The organism is Kitasatospora sp. NPDC094028 (assembly GCF_049543595.1).
In the GTDB taxonomy this organism is placed as follows: domain Bacteria; phylum Actinomycetota; class Actinomycetes; order Streptomycetales; family Streptomycetaceae; genus Kitasatospora.
On the sequence record NZ_JBMVFA010000045.1, the window covers coordinates 33290 to 50442 of the forward strand.

12 protein-coding genes are annotated in these 17153 nt (G+C 73.3%); 5 read left to right on the forward strand and 7 right to left on the reverse strand.

Annotation, left to right across the window (positions count from 1 at the left end):
- Entirely contained in the window at positions 1-921 is a 921-nt protein-coding gene (locus tag ACPC54_RS38035) for an NADP-dependent oxidoreductase (protein ID WP_498971594.1), read from the forward strand.
- Positions 922-1053: 132 nt separating this feature from the next.
- Here the strand turns inward: ACPC54_RS38035 and ACPC54_RS38040 are convergent, their stop codons facing one another.
- Positions 1054-2238 (reverse strand): ROK family transcriptional regulator, encoded by a 1185-nt coding sequence (locus ACPC54_RS38040; protein ID WP_498971634.1) that lies wholly within the window; start codon positions 2236-2238, stop codon positions 1054-1056.
- Positions 2239-2307: 69 nt separating this feature from the next.
- Positions 2308-3738 carry a xylulokinase gene (xylB, locus tag ACPC54_RS38045; RefSeq protein ID WP_498971596.1) on the reverse strand — a complete coding sequence of 477 codons (1431 nt, stop codon included), beginning with the start codon at positions 3736-3738 and terminating at the stop codon, positions 2308-2310.
- Positions 3739-3834: 96 nt separating this feature from the next.
- Between xylB and xylA the strand changes: the two genes are divergently transcribed.
- Positions 3835-5007, forward strand: coding sequence for a xylose isomerase (xylA, locus tag ACPC54_RS38050; RefSeq protein ID WP_498971598.1), 1173 nt, complete (start codon positions 3835-3837; stop codon positions 5005-5007).
- Positions 5008-5173: 166 nt separating this feature from the next.
- Here the strand turns inward: xylA and ACPC54_RS38055 are convergent, their stop codons facing one another.
- The 5 genes from ACPC54_RS38055 to ACPC54_RS38075 all read right to left on the reverse strand — a co-directional run bounded on the left by ACPC54_RS38055 (position 5174) and on the right by ACPC54_RS38075 (position 11647).
- Positions 5174-6229: an aldose epimerase family protein gene (locus ACPC54_RS38055; protein WP_498971636.1), complete on the reverse strand. Its 1056-nt coding sequence runs from the start codon at positions 6227-6229 to the stop codon at positions 5174-5176.
- A gap of 38 nt (positions 6230-6267) precedes the next feature.
- A complete protein-coding gene (araA, locus tag ACPC54_RS38060) occupies positions 6268-7776 on the reverse strand; it encodes an L-arabinose isomerase (protein WP_498971600.1) in 1509 nt (502 codons plus the stop codon).
- 11 nt (positions 7777-7787) lie between these two features.
- Positions 7788-8474 (reverse strand): L-ribulose-5-phosphate 4-epimerase, encoded by a 687-nt coding sequence (locus tag ACPC54_RS38065; RefSeq protein ID WP_498971602.1) that lies wholly within the window; start codon positions 8472-8474, stop codon positions 7788-7790.
- Positions 8471-10186, reverse strand: coding sequence for a ribulokinase (locus ACPC54_RS38070; protein ID WP_498971604.1), 1716 nt, complete (start codon positions 10184-10186; stop codon positions 8471-8473). The genes ACPC54_RS38065 and ACPC54_RS38070 overlap by 4 nt, the downstream gene beginning before the upstream one ends.
- Positions 10187-10615: 429 nt before the next feature.
- Positions 10616-11647, reverse strand: coding sequence for a LacI family DNA-binding transcriptional regulator (locus ACPC54_RS38075; RefSeq protein ID WP_498971606.1), 1032 nt, complete (start codon positions 11645-11647; stop codon positions 10616-10618).
- A 1441-nt stretch (positions 11648-13088) separates the two neighbouring features.
- On the opposite strand from ACPC54_RS38075, the gene chvE reads away from it, so the two are divergent.
- The 3 genes from chvE (at position 13089) to mmsB (ending at position 17103) form a co-directional block, all read left to right on the forward strand.
- A complete protein-coding gene (gene chvE / locus ACPC54_RS38080) occupies positions 13089-14183 on the forward strand; it encodes a multiple monosaccharide ABC transporter substrate-binding protein (protein ID WP_498971608.1) in 1095 nt (364 codons plus the stop codon).
- Between the two features lie 115 nt (positions 14184-14298).
- Complete coding sequence (gene mmsA, locus ACPC54_RS38085) at positions 14299-15864, forward strand: multiple monosaccharide ABC transporter ATP-binding protein (RefSeq protein ID WP_498971610.1); 1566 nt, start codon at positions 14299-14301, stop codon at positions 15862-15864.
- 3 nt (positions 15865-15867) lie between these two features.
- Entirely contained in the window at positions 15868-17103 is a 1236-nt protein-coding gene (mmsB, locus tag ACPC54_RS38090; RefSeq protein WP_498971612.1) for a multiple monosaccharide ABC transporter permease, read from the forward strand.
- Positions 17104-17153 lie beyond the last annotated feature (50 nt).

The window sequence follows — 17153 nt, forward strand, 5'->3', positions numbered from 1 at the left end:
ATGCGCGCGGTGACCTACGACTCGTACGCCCCGGACAACTCCCGGCTCACGTACGGCGAGGTGCCCGACCCGAAGGTGGGCCCCGGCCAGGTGCTGATCCAGGTCCGGGCGGCCTCCGTCAACCCGGTCGACTGGAAGGTCATGGCGGGCGGTCTGGACGGCATGATGGACACGGTCTTCCCCGTCGTCCCCGGCTGGGACGTGGCCGGCGTGGTCACCCGCACCGGCCCCGACACGCCCGAGTTCGCCCCCGGGGACGAGGTGATGGCGTACGCCCGCAAGGACGTGGTGCAGGCCGGCACCTTCGCCCAGTACGTCGCGGTCGCCGCACCCGCGGTGGCGCGCAAGCCCGCCGCGCTCGACTGGGCCCAGGCCGGCGGCCTGCCGCTGGCCGGCCTGACCGCGCTGCGCAGCCTGGACCGGCTCGCCGTCGGGCCGGACGACGTGCTGCTGGTGCACGGCGCCGCCGGGGGCGTCGGCAGCCTCGCCGTCCAGCTCGGCCGCGACCGCGGGGCCCGGGTGATCGGCACCGCCTCGGAGCGCAACCACGCCTTCGTCCGCGAGCTGGGCGCCGAACCGGTGAGCTACGGGGACGGGCTGACCGAGCGGGTGCGCGCGCTGGCACCCGGCGGCGTGTCGGCCGTCGCGGACTTCGTCGGGGGCCAGCTGGAGACGACGCTGGCCGTGCTCGCGGACGGCGGCCGGCACGTGTCCGTCGCCGATCCGACCGTGGAGAAGCACGGCGGCCACTGGCTCTGGGTCCGCCCGGACGGCGCCAAGCTCGCCGAACTGGCGGAGGCGGTGGACCGCGGCGCGCTCACCGTGGAGGTCGCCCGGACCTTCCCCCTGGAACGGACGGGCGAGGCCTTCGACGCCAGCCGCACCGGCCACACCCGCGGAAAGCTGGTCATCGTGCCGTGACGGCCCGTGCCTTCGTTGCCGGGAGCGCGCGTGGCGGGGGCCGCACCCGGGCTGCACGGCAGCGGCCGGACTCCCGTTCCGCGGGTCGGGCCCCCGCCCGCCGGCCGGTCGGCCGCAGGGTCCGGCCCCGGGTCAGCCGACGGGCAGCAGGGTCGGATCCGCCATGATCCGGCGGACCGTCGTCAGCGCCGCGCCCAGCAGCGGCCCGCGCCGCCCCAGCGCGGACGGGCGCAGCGCCTCCGGGGCCCACGGCCGTACGGTGACCCGGGCGGCCAACTCGGCGCGCACGGACGGGAGCAGCCAGTCGGCGAGCTCGGCGTAGGCGCCGCCGAGGACCAGCCCGTCCGGGTCGATGAGTTCCACGGCGGAGGCGAGGGCGAGGCCCAGGGCCCGCCCGGCGCGGTCCAGTGCCGCCAGGGTGGGCGCGTGCCCGGCGGCCGCCCGCTCGGCCAGCAGGGCGACCGGGTCGCCCGCCGGGGCCGGTCCGGCCCCGTCCGCGCCGCCGTGCCGCGTGAGGCCGGCCTCGCGCAGCACGGCGGCCTCGCCCGCGTACTGCTCCAGGCAGCCACGGGCGCCGCAGGCGCAGGCGACGCCGTCCGGCTGGATGGGGATGTGGCCGAGTTCGCCGGCGAAGCCGCGGGCGCCCCGGAACAGCCGCCCGCCGATGACCAGGGCGGCGCCGATGCCGGTCCCGGCGGACACGTGGACGAAGGTCTCCACGGCCGGCTCGACGCCCCAGTACTCGGCCAGCGCCCCGAGGTTGGCCTCGTTCTCCGGTTCGGGCACGGTGTCCGGGTCGGGCCAGTGGTCGGCGAGCCGGACGCCGTGCCAGCCGAGGTTGGGCGCGCGCTCGACCAGTACGCCGGGCCCGTTCGGCACCACCCCGGGCACGGCCAGGACGCGGCCCTCGATCCGCAGTCCGAGGGCGGTGGCCTCGGCCTGCGCCTCGGCGGCCAGCGCGGCGACCTCCGCCAGCACCTGCCCGGCGGGCCGGCCCGCGTTGGTCCGTTCCACCCGGCGCCACACCCGCGGCTCGCCGCGCAGGTCGACCACGCACGCGCCGAGGTGGGTGACGCCGACCTCCAGGCCGAGGCCCGCCGGGCCCTGCTCGCTGACGGCCAGCGCCCGCCCGGGCCGGCCGGGCCGGCCGCTGGCCGTGGCCGCCGCCTCGGTCAGCGCGCCGCGGCCGATCAGCTCGTCGACCAGGGAGGAGACCGCCGCCCTGGTCAGCCCGACGTGTCCGGCGACGTCCGCGCGGGAGAGCGGGCTGTGCACGCGCACCGCGCCGAGGACGACCGCGAGGTTCTGCCGCCGCATGTCCTGCTGCGACGCCGGTCCGCTCGCCGCCGGCCCGTCCGCCCTGCCCACCAGTGTCACGTGCCCCTCCTACCGGTCGTGGGCCGGGGCGCCCTGCAAGGCCCCGGCCCGACGCAGGGTATCGCCGATCAGTTCGAGCGCGTCGTCGTCCCGCCGCACCGGGGCCAGCACCGGGCCCCGCGCCGTCCGCCACCGGCGGGCGACGGCGTCGGCGGGCTCGCCGGTGAGCAGCGCGGCGGCCTGGGCGGCGGCGCCGAGCGCGACCAGTTCCCGGGCCTGCGGCACCTGGACGGCGCGGCCCGAGAGCCGCAGCACGGTCCGCTGCCAGGCCGGCCCGCGGGCGCCGCCGCCGATCAGCAGCAGCGGTTCGTCGCCCGCCGGGTCCGCGCCGCCCTCGCGCAGCACCCCGTCCAGGGCGGCGAGCAGGGCGTGGGCGGCGCCGTCGTAGGCGGCCTGCAGCACCTGGCCAGGGGTGGTGTCGTGGCGCAGCCCGTGGACCAGGCCGGAGGCTGCCGGGAGGTCCGGCGTCCGCTCGCCGTCCAGGTAGGGCAGGACGACCGCGGTGCCGCCCTCCTCGACCTCCTCGCGGCCGCGGCCGAGCAGGGCGGCGAAGCGGTCGACGGCGAGGGTGCAGTTGAGCGTGCAGGCCAGGGGCAGCCAGCCGCCGAGGGAGTCGGCGAAGCCCGCGACGGTGCCGCTCGGGTCGGCGGGCCTGCGCCGGCCGACGGCGTAGACGGTGCCGGAGGTGCCGAGGCTGAGCACCGGCTGTCCGGGGAGCAGGCCGAGGCCGAGGGCGGCGGCCATGTTGTCGCCGGTGCCGGTGGCCACCGGCGTGCCTGCGCGCAGCGGTGTCCCGGGGCGGACGACGCCGGCCCGGGCGCCCGGGGGCAGGACCTCCGGCAGCAGGCCCGGGTCGAGGCCGATCCGGTCGAGGACGTCCCGGTCGTAGCCGTCCGGGCCCCACCAGCCGGTTCCCGAGGCGTCGCCCCGGTCGGTGACCGCCGCCCCGGTCAGCCGCTCGGTGAGGAAGTCGTGGGGCAGGCGGACGGCCGCGACCCGGTCGGCGGCGGCGGGCTCGTGGGTGCGCAGCCAGGCCCACTTGGGGGCGGTGAAGGCGGCGGTGGGCACGCTGCCGGTGCGGCGGGCGAGTTCCGCGGCGCCGATCGCGGCCCTCAACTCGGCGGCCTGGGGGGCCGATCGGACGTCGTTCCAGAGCAGCGCCGGGCGGACCGGCGCTCCGGCCGCGTCGAGGGCGACCAGTCCGTGCTGCTGGCCGGCGACCGCGACGGCGGCCGCGCGGTCCGCCCAGCCGGTGCCGGCCGCGGCCTGCCCGAGCGCGTCCCACCACTGCTCGGGGTCGCTCTCCCGGCCGGCGCCCGTGCTGACGGCGTGCGGGGCGCGGCCGTGGCCCAGGACGGCGCCGGTGTCGAGGTCGACGGCGAGCGCCTTGGTGGACTGGGTGGAGCTGTCGAAGCCGATCACGACGCGCTGCTCAGCCATGCGTTCCTCCGGTGGGGTTCCTTCTGACGTTCCGGCATACTAATTTGTTGAGAGCCCTGACAAACACCCTTTCGGCCGTGATTCCGGAGCCGCTCCATGTCCAGCGACAGCCTCACCCCCACCCCGGCGGACAAGTTCACCTTCGGTCTGTGGACCGTCGGATGGCAGGGCCGCGACCCCTTCGGCGACGCGACCCGCCCCGCCCTCGACCCGGTCGAGACCGTGCGGCGACTGGCCGGGCTCGGCGCCTACGGCGTCACCTTCCACGACGACGACCTGATCCCCTTCGGGGCGGACGAGGCCACCCGCGAACAGACCGTCAAGCGCTTCCGCGCCGCGCTGGACACCGCCGGCCTGAAGGTCCCGATGGCGACCACCAACCTGTTCACCCACCCGGTCTTCAAGGACGGCGCGTTCACCGCCAACGACCGCGACGTCCGGCGCTACGCGCTGCGCAAGACGATCCGCAACATCGACCTCGCGGCCGAGCTCGGCGCCTCGGTCTACGTCGCCTGGGGCGGGCGCGAGGGCGCCGAGTCCGGCGCGGCCAAGGACGTGCGCACCGCGCTCGACCGGCTCAAGGAGGCCTTCGACCTGCTGGGCGAGTACGTCGAACAGCAGGGCTACGACCTGCGGTTCGCGATCGAGCCCAAGCCCAACGAGCCGCGCGGCGACATCCTGCTGCCCACCGTCGGCCACGCCCTGGCGTTCATCAACGCGCTGGAGCGCCCCGACCGGGTCGGCCTCAACCCCGAGGTCGGCCACGAGCAGATGGCCGGGCTCAACTTCCCGCACGGCATCGCCCAGGCCCTGTGGCACGGCAAGCTGTTCCACATCGACCTCAACGGCCAGTCCGGCATCAAGTACGACCAGGACCTCCGCTTCGGCGCGGGCGACCTGCGCCAGGCCTTCTGGCTGGTCGACCTGCTGGAGACGGCCGGCTACGACGGCCCCAGGCACTTCGACTTCAAGCCGTCGCGCACCGAGGACTTCGACGGCGTCTGGGCCTCGGCGGCCGCCTGCATGCGCAACTACCTGCTGCTGGCCGAGCGTTCCCGCGCCTTCCGGGCCGACGCGCGGGTCGGGGCCGCACTCGCCGCCGCCCGGCTGCCCGAACTCGCCCTCCCCACGGCCGAGGACGGCCTGACCGGACTGCTCGCGGACCGCTCCGCCTTCGAGGAGTTCGACGTGGACGCCGCCGCCCGGCGCGGCATGGCCTTCGAGCAGCTGGACCAGCTGGCCCTCGAACATCTCCTCGGCGCCCGCTGACCGTACCCACAACGGAGCCGGGGGCCGGCGTCCGTGGGCGGGGGCGGGTCGCTCTCCCTCGGCGCCCGGGACGTGCGGGTCCTCGTCTCCCGCCGAGGACGCGGAACGCGGAGGGGTGGTGGGCCCCGCCGGGCCCACCACCCCTCCTGCTCGCTCCCGGCGGTCGCTACTGCGCCGAGAAGCGGTACACCGTCCTCGACCGGTACTTCTCCCCCGGGCGGAGCACGGTGGAGGGGTGGTCCGGCCGGTTCGGCGAGTCCGGGAAGTGCTGGGTCTCCAGCGCGATGCCCGCGTGTGCGGTGTACCGGCGACCGGAGGTGCCGGTCAGCGAACCGTCGAAGTGGTTCCCGGTGTACACCTGGAGCCCCGGCTCCGTGGTCAGGCACTCGACCTGCCGGCCGCTCGCCGGGTGGCTCAGCACGGCGGCCCGGCGGAACCCGCTGCCGTGGAGCACCCAGGTGTGGTCGAACCCGTGACCGGCCGCCCGGAGCTGGGGGTGCTCCACGCTGATGCAGGTGCCGATCCTGCGGGCGCGGCGGAGGTCGAACGGGGTGCCGGCCACCGGCTCGGCCCGGCCGAGCGGGAGCAGGTCCCGGTCCACCGGGAGGTACCCCCCGGCCTCGACGCGCAGCAGGTGGTCGAGCACCGGTCCGCAGCCCTCGCCGGCCAGGTTGAAGTAGGCGTGGTTGGTGAGGTTGACGACCGTCGGGGCGTCCGTGGCCGCCTGGTAGGTGATCGCGAGGTCGCCGTCCGGATCGAGCAGGTACGTCACCTCGGCGCTGACCGTTCCCGGGAAGCCCTGGTCCCCGGCGGGGCTGCGCAGGCGGAAGCGGACGCCGACCTGCCGGTCCGCCCGGACCGGCACGCCGTCCCAGATCCGGGTGGCGAAGCCGTCCGGGCCACCGTGCAGGGTGTGCCCCGTGGGCTGGGTGGCCAGCCGGTGGGTCTCACCGTCGAGGGGCAGCACGCCCCCGGCGATCCGGTTCGCGTAGCGGCCGACGGTCGCCCCGAGGTACGCCCCGGCTCCGATCAGGTCCGCCGGGTCGGCGCCGCCGAGGACCACGTTGGCCCGCCGGCCGGCGCGGTCCGGCACGTGCAGGGCCTGGAGACGGGCGCCCAGGCTGAGCACCTCGGCCGTCACCCCGGTCGGGGAGCCGAACGTCCATCGGGTGACGCGCCGGCCGTCCGGCAGGGCTGCGGTGAGTTCCTGGTCCGCGATCAGGTCACCGGGGGAGGCGAGGACGTCCCGGGACACCGGGCTCACAGCCCCCGGGCCAGGCGGTGGTAGGCCTGGTTCCACCGCAGTTCCCTGGTGAACTGGCGGACGGACGTGTCGTCGTCGATCACCAGGAGTTCCACACCGAGCATCTCGGCCAGGTCGTCGAGTTCCTCGGTGCCGAGCGCGCCGGAGAGCACGGTGTGGTGCGGCCCGCCGGCCGTCAGCCAGGCCTCGGTGGAGGTGTGCAGGTCCGGACGCGGCTTCCAGACGGCCCGGGCGACGGGCAGGTTAGGCAGCCGTGCGGGCGGCGCGACCACGTCCACCTCGTTGGCCACCAGCCGGAAGCGGTCGCCCAGGTCCGCGAGTCCGACCACCACGGCCGGGCCGGGCTCGGCGTCGAAGACCAGGCGGACCGGGTCCTCCCGCCCGCCGATGGACAGCGGGTGGATCTCGCAGGAGGGGGTGCCGGCGGCGATGCTCGGGCAGACCTCCAGCATGTGCGCGCCGAGGATCAGCTCGTGGCCGAACTCCAGGTGGTAGGTGTAGTCCTCCATGAAGGAGGTGCCGCCGGCCAGTCCGCCGGCGGTCACCTTGAGGGTGCGCAGCAGGGTGGCCGTCTTCCAGTCGCCCTCGCCGCCGAAGCCGTAGCCGTCGGCCATCAGCCGCTGCACCGCGAGGCCGGGCAGCTGGCGCAGCCCGCCGAGGTCCTCGAAGTTGGTGGTGAAGGCCTTGAAGCCGCGCTGTTCCAGGAAGCCGCGCAGGCCCAGCTCGATGCGCGCCGCGTAGCGCAGCGAGTCGTGGCGCTCCCCGCCGGTCCGCAGTCCGGGCGCCAGGCGGTAGCTGTCCTCGTACTCCTTGACCAGCGCGGTGACGCCGTCCTCGTCGGCCGCGTCCACCGCGGCGACCAGGTCGTTGACGCCGTAGGTGTTGACGGAGACGCCGAAGCGGCGCTGGGCCTCGACCTTGTCGCCCTCGGTGACGGCGACGTCGCGCATGTTGTCGCCGAAGCGGGCGAGCTTGAGGCCGCGCAGCTCGGCGCGTCCGGCGGCGGCGCGGGCCCAGGCGGCGACCCTGGCGGACACGGCCGGGTCCGTAACGTGTCCGGCGACGGTCTTGCGCGCGATGCCCAGGCGGGACTGGATGTAGCCGAACTCGCGGTCGCCGTGGGCGGCCTGGTTCAGGTTCATGAAGTCCATGTCGATGGTGCCCCAGGGCAGTTCGACGTTGGCCTGGGTGTGCAGATGGAGCAGTGGCTTCTGCAGGGCGTCGAGCCCGGCGATCCACATCTTGGCCGGGGAGAAGGTGTGCATCCAGGCGATCAGGCCGATGCAGTCGTCCGCGGAGTTCGCCTCCAGGCAGACCCGGCGGATGGCACTCGCGTCGGTGAGGACGGGCTTCCAGACGATCTCGACCGGGACGGCCGGGTCGTGGTCCAGGGCCGCGGCGATCCGCCGGGACTGCTCGGCGACCTGACGCAGTGTCTCCTCGCCGTAGAGCCCCTGGCTGCCGGTCAGGAACCAGACCTCGCGGCCTTCGAGTGGCTTGGTCATGGGGTGGCTCCTCACTGGGCCCGGGGCTGGCCGTAGACGTTCTGGTAGCGGAAGTTGAGACTGTCGATGTCCGCCTGGGCGATCGGCAGGGGCGCGCCGAGCTGGCGGGAGAGGTGGACGGTGCGGGCCACGTCCTCGCACATCACGGCGGCCTTGACCGCCGACCTGGCGTCCTTGCCGATGGTGAAGACGCCGTGGTTCTGCATCAGGACGGCGGGCGAGCGGTGGCCCTTGAGGGTGTCCACGATGCCGCGGCCGATCGAGTCGTCGCCGATCAGGGCGAACGGGCCGACCGGGATCTCGGCGCCGAACTCGTCGGCCATCGCGGTGAGGACGCAGGGGACGGCCTCGCCGCGGGCGGCCCAGGCGCAGGCGTAGGTGGAGTGGGTGTGCACCACTCCACCGACCTCGGGCAGGTGGCGGTAGACGTAGGCGTGCGCGGCGGTGTCGGAGGAGGGCGCGTGCCCGCCGTCGACGACGTGGCCGTCGAGGTCACAGACGATCATGTTCCGGGGCGAGAGCTCGTCGTAGGAGACCCCGCTGGGCTTGATGACCAGGAGGTCCTCGCCGGGCACGCGGGCGGAGACGTTGCCGGCGGTCCAGACCACCAGGCCGTAGCGGACCAGCTCCTGATGGAGGTCGCTGACCTGGCGGCGGATGAGGTCGATGGTCGCGTTCCCGTTCGCGTTCGCGTTCACGAAGCCTCGCTCGATGGGGTGCGGGTGGGGAGGGTGGTGCGGGCGGCGTCGCGGATGTCGCGCAGGCGGTGCAGGGCCTTGTCCGCGCCGAGGCCGAAGTGGTCGTGCAGCGCGCGGTATTCGGCGAACAGCCGGTCGTACGTGTCGGCGGCGGCCCGGTCCGGCCGGTAGGCGTCCCGGCGCACCCGGCCCATGGCGGCGGAGGCCGTCCGGACGTCGGGATGGGCTCCGGCGGCGACGGCGGCGTGGATCGCCGAGCCGAGCGCCGGGCCCTGCTCGGACTCGGCGACCGAGACCGGGCGGCGCAGCACGTCGGCGTAGATCTGCATCAGCAGGGCGTTCTTCTTGAGGCCGCCGGTGACGATGAACTCGGTGACGGGGACGCCGCCCCGCTCCAGGGCCTCGACGATGACGCGGGTGCCGAAGGCGGTGGCCTCCAGCAGGGCGCGGTAGATCTCCTCGGGGCGGGTGGCCAGGGTGAGTCCGACGATCACGCCGGACAGGTGGTGGTCGACCAGGGTGGAGCGGTTGCCGTTCATCCAGTCGAGGGCCACCAGTCCGTGCGCGCCGACCGGTTGGTCGGCGGCCTTGCGGGTGAGCAGGCGGTGCAGGTCCTCGCCGGTCGCCTCGGCCTCGGCCAGGTAGTCGGCGGGCACGCCCTGGCGCAGCCACCAGGCGAAGATGTCGCCGACCGCGCTCTGGCCGGCCTCGTAGCCGTAGGAGCCGGCGACGATGCCGCCCTCGACCACGCCGCAGATGCCGGGGACGTCGGCGAGCGCCGCACCGTTGAGCACGTGGCAGGTGGACGTGCCCATGATGGCGAGGAGCCGGCCGTCGTCGACGGCCCGGGCGGCGGGTGCGGCCACGTGGGCGTCGACGTTGCCGGCGGCGACCGCGATGCCCTCCGGCAGGCCGGTCCACTCCGCGGCCCGCGCGGTGAGCGAGCCGGCCCGGGAGCCGAGCGGGGAGAGCGGGTGTTCCAGGCGGGTGCGGGCGAAGTCGGCGAACTCCGGGTGGAGCGCGGCGAGGTAGTCCTCGCTCGGGTAACCGCCGTCCTGGTGGATGCCCTTGTAGCCGGCCGTGCAGGTGTTGCGGCTCTCGGCGCCGGTGAGCTGCCAGACGATCCAGTCGGCGGCCTCGATCCAGCGTTCGCAGGCGGCGTAGACGGCCCGGTCCTCCTCCAGCACCTGGAGGGCCTTGGCGTACTGCCACTCGGCGGAGATCCGGCCGCCGTACCGGGAGATCCACTTCTCGCCGCGGGCGTGGGCCAGCGCGTTGATCCGGTCGGCCTGGGGCTGCGCGGCGTGGTGCTTCCAGAGCTTGGGCCAGGCGTGCGGGTGCGACGCCCAGTCCGCCGTCTCGGCCAGCGGGGTGCCGTCGGCGAGCGCCGGCAGGACGGTGCAGGCGGTGAAGTCGGTGGCGATGCCGATGACGCGGGCGGGGTCGACGCCGGCGGCGGCGAGCGCGGCCGGCACGGCGGTGCGCAGCACCTCGCGCCAGTCCGCCGGGTGCTGGAGGGCCCAGTCGGGCGGCAACGCCTGCCCGGTGCCCGGAAGTTCGCGCTCGATGACGGCGTGCGGGTAGTCGTGGACGGCGGTGCCCAGCTCCTCGCCGTCCCGGACCCGGACCACCACGGCGCGGCCGGAGAGGGTTCCGAAGTCGACCCCGATCACGTACTGGTCGGCGTCGTGGGCGGCAGGAGTCACGGTCACTTCCTCATCCTTCGTACGGGAGGCCTGCGTCATCACCTGTCGCCGTCATCACCTGTCGCCGGTGCGATCCGCGACCGGGGCAGGGGCGGCCCGCACCGGCGACAGACTTCGTTCCGCCCTCACCCTCGGTCGGGCGGAACGGATGGCCGCCGGCCGGGCCACGGAAGCGGGAAAGGCGGTGGACCGGCCGGCGGAGTGGGAGGGCGTCGTTGTGAACGCTCACAGTGATTGTTAACGCTAACAATCACTGTGTCAAGGGAGGTTGGGTCGCACGGGCGCCCAGCCGCGCGGCCGCGCAACGGGGGTGATCCGGGCTGCTCGGGGCTGTTCGGGGCTGTTCGGCGTTGCTCGGGACTGATCGGGGCGCCGCGGAGCGGCTGCCGGCTCGGCGCCCGGCGGCGGAGCCCCGTGACGGGACCGCCGGCCGGCTCAGCGCCGGGTGGCCGGGCTCGCGCTGCGCCGCAGCACCATCTCCGGGGGGATCTGCACATGGGCGGGCGGGTGCGCCACGCCCTCCAGCTCCTCGACCAGCAGTTCCAGGGCCCTGCGCCCGAGTTCGCCGAAGTCCTGCCGCACGGTGGTCAGCGGCGGGGTGAAGTAGGCGGCCTCCGGAATGTCGTCGAAGCCGACCACACTGATCTCCTCTGGGACCGCCCGGGCGGCCTCGTGCAGCGCCCGCAGCAGGCCGAGCGCCATGTGATCGTTCGCGCAGAAGACCGCGGTGACGTCGCGCAGTGCGGCGATCCGCAACCCCGCCTGGTAGCCCGAGCGAGCGCTCCAGTCTCCGCGCTCCACCTCGGGCACGGGGGCTCCGGCCGCCTGAAGCGTCGACCGCCACCCCTCCTCCCGGTCCTGGCTCTCCAGCCAGTTGGCCGGCCCGGCGAGGTGGTGCACCGTACGGTGGCCCAGGTCCAGCAGGTACCCGGTGGCCTCACCGGCACCGTAGCGGTTGCCCACCGACACCATGGGCACCTGGGTCTGGTCGCCCGAGCCGACCGCGACGACCGGCACGGAGCTGGAGAGCCGGGCCACCGCGCTGACCGCGGAGGTCTGCGGCGCGATCACCACGACGCCCTCCACGCCCTGGTCGCGCAGCCGGTCGACGGCCTCCTGGACCGAACGGCCGTCGAGGGAGCGCAGGCTGGTCACGCTCACGAAGTACCCGGCGCTGCGCGCGGCCCGCTCGATCCCGTCCAGCATCGCGGCGGGACCGTAGAGCGTGGAGTCGAAGCTGACGACCCCGAGGGTCTGCGAGCGACGGGTCACCAGCGCGCGGGCGGCGGAGTTGGGCCGGTAGTCCAGCTCCCGGATGGCCGCCAGCACCCTGTCCCGGGTGTCGGGCCGGACATGCGGAGCGCCGTTGAGCACCCGGGACACCGTCTGGTGGGACACTCCCGCCAGTTTCGCCACGTCCGCCATCACGGGCTGGCGCTGTTCCGCACCGGCGCTGTCGGTTCCCACTCGCAGTCCCCATCCTCGGTTGTGGACCACAGTACGCGACCAGGTCCAGGCCGATCCGTCACCCTCGGTTCAACAGGCGGCCTCTCTTCATACCAGCCCCACGCGCCGTCGACATGCGCCGATACCGCCAAGTTACCGCTCACATCCGCTCCACGGGGGTGCTTGCCGCGATCACCGCCAACTGCCCGCGCAGGGACCGGCGGCCGGCGGCCGGTGAGCAGTCGGGAACGGAACGCGTTCCGGCCCCGGCCCGCGGGAGCGCGGGACCGGGGCCGGGGCCGGTGGTCAGGGCCGGTTGCCGGGGCCGGTTCTCGGCGCCGGGCCGTCGTCGGTGCCATCCGATCGTCCGCCGCTGGTTGTCGCCACCCCGGCGACTCCAGCGGGGGCGCTCCGCTGGTCGAGTCACCCGAGTCACCGTCAGGCCCGCGCGCCCGCCGCTGGAGATCCCCTTGGACGCGACCCGAAGCCCCGCTCCGGGATGGCCCGCCGCAGGTAATGCGGTGGCATTGTTAGCGATAACATGTCACGGCGTCAGCATGGTATCGTCAACACCGGATGCGCTGGCCGGAGAAACCTCGGAGCATTCCAGAACAATCCCGGGCGGCCTGCCATCAATGATCCGCCCGGGCCGCGATCCGGCCCCTCCGGTCACCCGGCGGTCGTTTCCCGCACTCCCCCGTGGCGTGAAACGGCTGGCAGCCGCCTTCCCCGGGCGGCCGACCGGAGGGGTCCCCCTTTCCCCGGATTTCGGCAGCGTCCAGGGGAATCCGTCGATTCCCCCCACCCTCGCCGATTGGCGTTCTCCGGAATTCCCGCCCCCATAGCCGTGCGCCGTGGAGCCGGGTTTCACCGCCCGACGACGATCGGGGCCATCGATGGTGCCCGAGCTGCGCCCGGAGCGGCGGACCGCCCGGAGCCGCCCCGGGCGTACGTCCAGCCCGTCGCCCCAGCCCTCCGGACCGACGGCCCGTTCCCGGCCACCGGCCGACCCCGGACCGGCACGTGCCCGCCCCCGGCCACCGGCCGACCCCGGACCGGCACGTGCCCGCCCCCGGCCGCCGACGCGAGACGGGCACGCCGCCGCCGCAACCCTCGAAGCAGAACCCGGCACCTCTCCCCCCCCGGCCCACCTGTGGCGACCTCACCATTCGTCCACCGGTTGCCTCTTGTTCACCCGCGGCGCGACGGCGCAGCCCCCGTCCGGCGCTTCGCGCCGCCACCGGGCCGACCTCCGGAGCACCGCGACCCAACGGTGATCCGCGGGGCCCTTGACGCCATCCTTGTGAGCGTTAACACTTCATTGCACGCCAGGCCAGAGCTACCGCAGCCCCGACGTCTCCACAGCGCGAGGGACCGCTCCGGCCGGCCCCGCTCGACCGCTCCCAGTCGCCCCATCAGGGTCGCCCTGCGCCGGTCGCGGATCATCATCACTGGAGGAACTGTGCGGAAGCTTTCAGCTGGCCTCGTGGCGGTGGGCCTGACGCTCTCGTTGGCGGCCTGCGGTCAGAGCGACAACGGAGTCGGCGACGGAGCGGCCAAGGGCGACGCCAAGGGTGGGCTCGTCGGCATCGCCATGCCGACCAAGGCCTCCGAGCGCTGGATCAACGACGGCAACAACATGGTCAAGGACTTCCAGGCCAAGGGGTACAAGACCGACCTGCAGTACGGCGACAACGTGGTGGAGAACCAGGTCTCCCAGGTGGAGAACATGATCACCAAGGGCGCCAAGCTCCTGGTGATCGCCGCCATCGACGGCTCCTCCCTCACCAACGTGCTGCAGAAGGCCGCCGACGCGCACATCCCGGTCATCTCCTACGACCGGCTGATCCGCGGCACCCAGAACGTCGACTACTACGCGACCTTCGACAACTACAAGGTCGGCGTCCTCCAGGGCAGCTACATCGCCGACAAGCTCGGCCTCAAGGACGGCAAGGGCCCGTTCAACATCGAGCTGTTCGCCGGCTCGCCGGACGACAACAACGCCACCTTCTTCTTCAACGGCGCGATGAGCGTCCTCAAGCCGTACATCGACCAGAAGAAGCTGGTCGTGCAGAGCGGCCAGACCGACTTCAACCAGGTCGCCACGCTGCGCTGGGACGGTGCCCTCGCCCAGTCCCGGATGGACAACCTGCTGAGCAAGGCCTACACCGGCGCCCACGTCGACGCCGTGCTGTCGCCGTACGACGGCATCTCGATCGGCATCCTCTCCTCGCTCAAGGCCGTGGGCTACGGCACCTCCAAGTCGCTGCCCGTCGTCACGGGCCAGGACGGCGAGGTGGCCTCGGTGAAGTCGATCATCGCGGGCGAGCAGACCCAGACCGTCTACAAGGACACCCGGCAACTCGCCCAGGCCGCCGTCCAGATGGGCGACGCCCTGCTGACCGGCGGGAAGCCCGAGGTCAACGACACCACCCAGTACGACAACGGCGTGAAGGTCGTTCCGGCGCAGCTGCTCCAGCCGGTCAGCGTCGACAAGGACAACTACCGGAAGGTCCTGGTCGACAGCGGTCAGTACACCGCGGACCAGCTCAAGTAGCCTGCGGGGCCCGGTCGACGGGCCCCGCGCCGAACCGGCGGTGCGGCGCCCGGGACCCTGGGCGCCCCGAGGGCTTCCCCCACCGCACCGCCCCGAACGATACGGACGCACACCCATGGCTGGACCCGTTCTCGAAATGCGGTCGATCAGCAAGTCGTTCCCCGGCGTCAAGGCGCTCTCCGAGGTCAACCTGACCGTGGCCACGGGCGAGGTGCACGCCGTCTGCGGCGAGAACGGCGCCGGCAAGTCCACCCTGATGAAGGTGCTCAGCGGCGTCTACCCGCACGGCGGTTACGAGGGCGAGATCCTCTTCGAAGGCGAGCCCTGCCGGTTCAGGGACATCCGGGCGAGCGAGCAGCGCGGCATCGTCATCATCCACCAGGAACTGGCGCTGGTGCCCTACCTGTCCATCGCCGAGAACGTCTTCCTGGGCAACGAGCACGCCACCCGGGGCATCATCAGCTGGCACCGCACGCTGACCCACGCCGCCGACCTGCTGCGCCAGGTCGGCCTGGACGAGAGCCCGCACACCAGGGTCGCCGACCTCGGCGTGGGCAAGCAGCAGCTGGTCGAGATCGCCAAGGCGCTCGCCAAGAAGGTCAAGCTGCTCATCCTGGACGAGCCGACCGCCGCGCTGAACGACGAGGACAGCCGCAAGCTCCTCGACCTGATCCTCGAACTCAAGGCGCAGGGCATCTCCTGCATCATCATCTCGCACAAGCTGAACGAGATCGCCCGGGTCGCCGACGCCGTCACCATCCTGCGCGACGGGCGGACCATCGAGACCATCGCGATCGGCCCGGAGGGCATCTCCGAGGACCGGATCATCCGCGGCATGGTCGGCCGGGACCTGGAGCACCGCTATCCCGAACGGCGGCCCCGTCCGGACGGAGCGGCCGACCTCGGCGAGGTCGCCTTCGAGATCGAGGACTGGACCGTCCGGCACCCGATCGACCAGCAGCGCACCGTGGTGGACGGCGCCTGCCTGAACGTGCGGCGCGGCGAGATCGTCGGCGTCGCCGGGCTGATGGGCGCCGGCCGCACGGAACTCGCGATGAGCGTCTTCGGCCGCTCGTACGGGCGCTGGAGCGGCGGCCGGGTGCGGCTGCACGGCCGGGAGATCCGCACCCGGACGGTGCCGGAGGCGATCGGGCACGGCATCGCCTACGTCACCGAGGACCGCAAGCACCTCGGCCTCAACCTCATCGACGACATCAGCCGGAACATCTCGCTGAGCGCGCTCGGCAAGGTCGCCCGGTACGGCCGGGTCGACCGGCACGAGGAGGCCAGGGTCGCCGAATCGTTCCGGCGGACGATGAACATCAAGGCCCCGACGGTGTTCACCCGGACCGGCACGCTCAGCGGCGGCAACCAGCAGAAGGTCGTCCTCAGCAAGTGGATCTTCGCCGAGCCGGAGGTGCTGATCCTCGACGAGCCCACCCGGGGCATCGACATCGGCGCCAAGGCGGAGATCTACACCGTCATCGCCGAGCTGGCCGCCCAGGGCAAGGCCGTACTCGTCATCTCGTCCGAACTCCCCGAACTCCTGGGCCTGTGCGACCGGATCTACACCATGGCCGAGGGCCGGATCACCGGCGAACTCGCCCGCGCCGACGCCACCCAGGAAAACCTCATGCGGCTCATGACCATGAGCACCGCATCCAGCAACGAGCAGGTGTGAGGCATGGCCCCGACCGAGATCATCCCGGATTCGTCCCCGAAGGCGCCGCCGGCCGGCCCGAGCCCCTCCCTCGGCTCCGTCCTGGCCCGCGCGCTGCGCGGCGACGTGCGCCAGTACGGCATGCTGGTCGCGCTGGCCCTGATCGTGCTGCTGTTCCAGATCTGGACGGACGGCATCCTGCTCCAGCCGCTCAACATCACCAACCTGATCCAGCAGAACGGCTACATCCTCATCCTGGCGATCGGCATGATGATCGTCATCATCGCCGGCCACATCGACCTCTCGGTCGGCTCGCTCGCCGCCTTCGTCGGGGCGGCCGCCGCCGTGCTGATGGTCAAGCACCACCTGCCCTGGCCGGTGGCCGTGCTGGCGGCGCTGGTGATCGGGGCACTCGCCGGCGCCTGGCAGGGCTTCTGGATCGCCTATCTCGGGATCCCGTCCTTCATCGTCACCCTGGCGGGCATGCTGCTGTTCCGCGGCGGCACCCAGATCCTGCTTCAGGGCCAGTCCGTGGCACCGTTCCCCAAGGGCTTCCAGAGCATCAGCAGCGGCTTCCTCCCCGAGGTCGGCCCGCACACCGACTACCACAACCTCACCCTGCTGATCGGTCTCGCGGTGCTGGCCGTCGCGATCGTCCAGGAGCTGCGCGGGCGTCGGCAGACCGCCTCGTACGGGCTGGAGGTGCTCCCGCTCGGGCTCTTCCTCACCAAGCTCGCCGTGATCACGGCGGCCGTGCTCGTGTTCACGCTGCTGCTGGCCAGCTACCACGGCGTGCCGATCGTGCTGCTGATCCTCGGTGCGCTGCTGGTCGGCTTCGGCTACCTGATGCGCAACTCGATCATCGGACGGCACACCTACGCGATCGGCGGCAACGAGGCGGCGGCCAAGCTGTCCGGGGTGAAGAGCAAGCGGGTCGTCTTCCTGGCCTTCACCAATATGGGCGTCCTCGCGGCGCTGGCCGGGCTGGTCTTCGCCGCGCGGCTCAACGCCGGTACCCCGCAGGCCGGCGTCAACTTCGAGCTGGAGGCGATCGCCGCGGCCTTCATCGGCGGTGCCTCCGCCAGCGGCGGCGTGGGCACCGTCCTCGGCGCGATCATCGGCGGCCTGGTGCTGGGCGTGCTGAACAACGGCATGTCGATCGTGGGCGTCGGCACCGACTACCAGCAGGTCATCAAGGGACTGGTGCTCCTCGCGGCCGTCGGCTTCGACGTCTACAACAAGCGCAAGGCCGGTTCGTGACCTGACCCGGCCCGCCCCTGAACCCGGGCGGGGACCGGCGCGGTGTGTGT

Bases quoted from the DNA above. Each gene is read 5' to 3' on its own strand.
- ACPC54_RS38040 (WP_498971634.1), bottom strand. From the start codon at position 2,238: ATGCGGCGGCAGAACCTCGCGGTCGTCCTCGGCGCGGTGCGCGTGCAC.
- araA (WP_498971600.1), bottom strand. From the start codon at position 7,776: ATGACCAAGCCACTCGAAGGCCGCGAGGTCTGGTTCCTGACCGGCAGC.
- ACPC54_RS38035 (WP_498971594.1), top strand. From the start codon at position 1: ATGCGCGCGGTGACCTACGACTCGTACGCCCCGGACAACTCCCGGCTC.
- xylB (WP_498971596.1), bottom strand. From the start codon at position 3,738: ATGGCTGAGCAGCGCGTCGTGATCGGCTTCGACAGCTCCACCCAGTCC.
- xylA (WP_498971598.1), top strand. From the start codon at position 3,835: ATGTCCAGCGACAGCCTCACCCCCACCCCGGCGGACAAGTTCACCTTC.
- mmsB (WP_498971612.1), top strand. From the start codon at position 15,868: ATGGCCCCGACCGAGATCATCCCGGATTCGTCCCCGAAGGCGCCGCCG.
- mmsA (WP_498971610.1), top strand. From the start codon at position 14,299: ATGGCTGGACCCGTTCTCGAAATGCGGTCGATCAGCAAGTCGTTCCCC.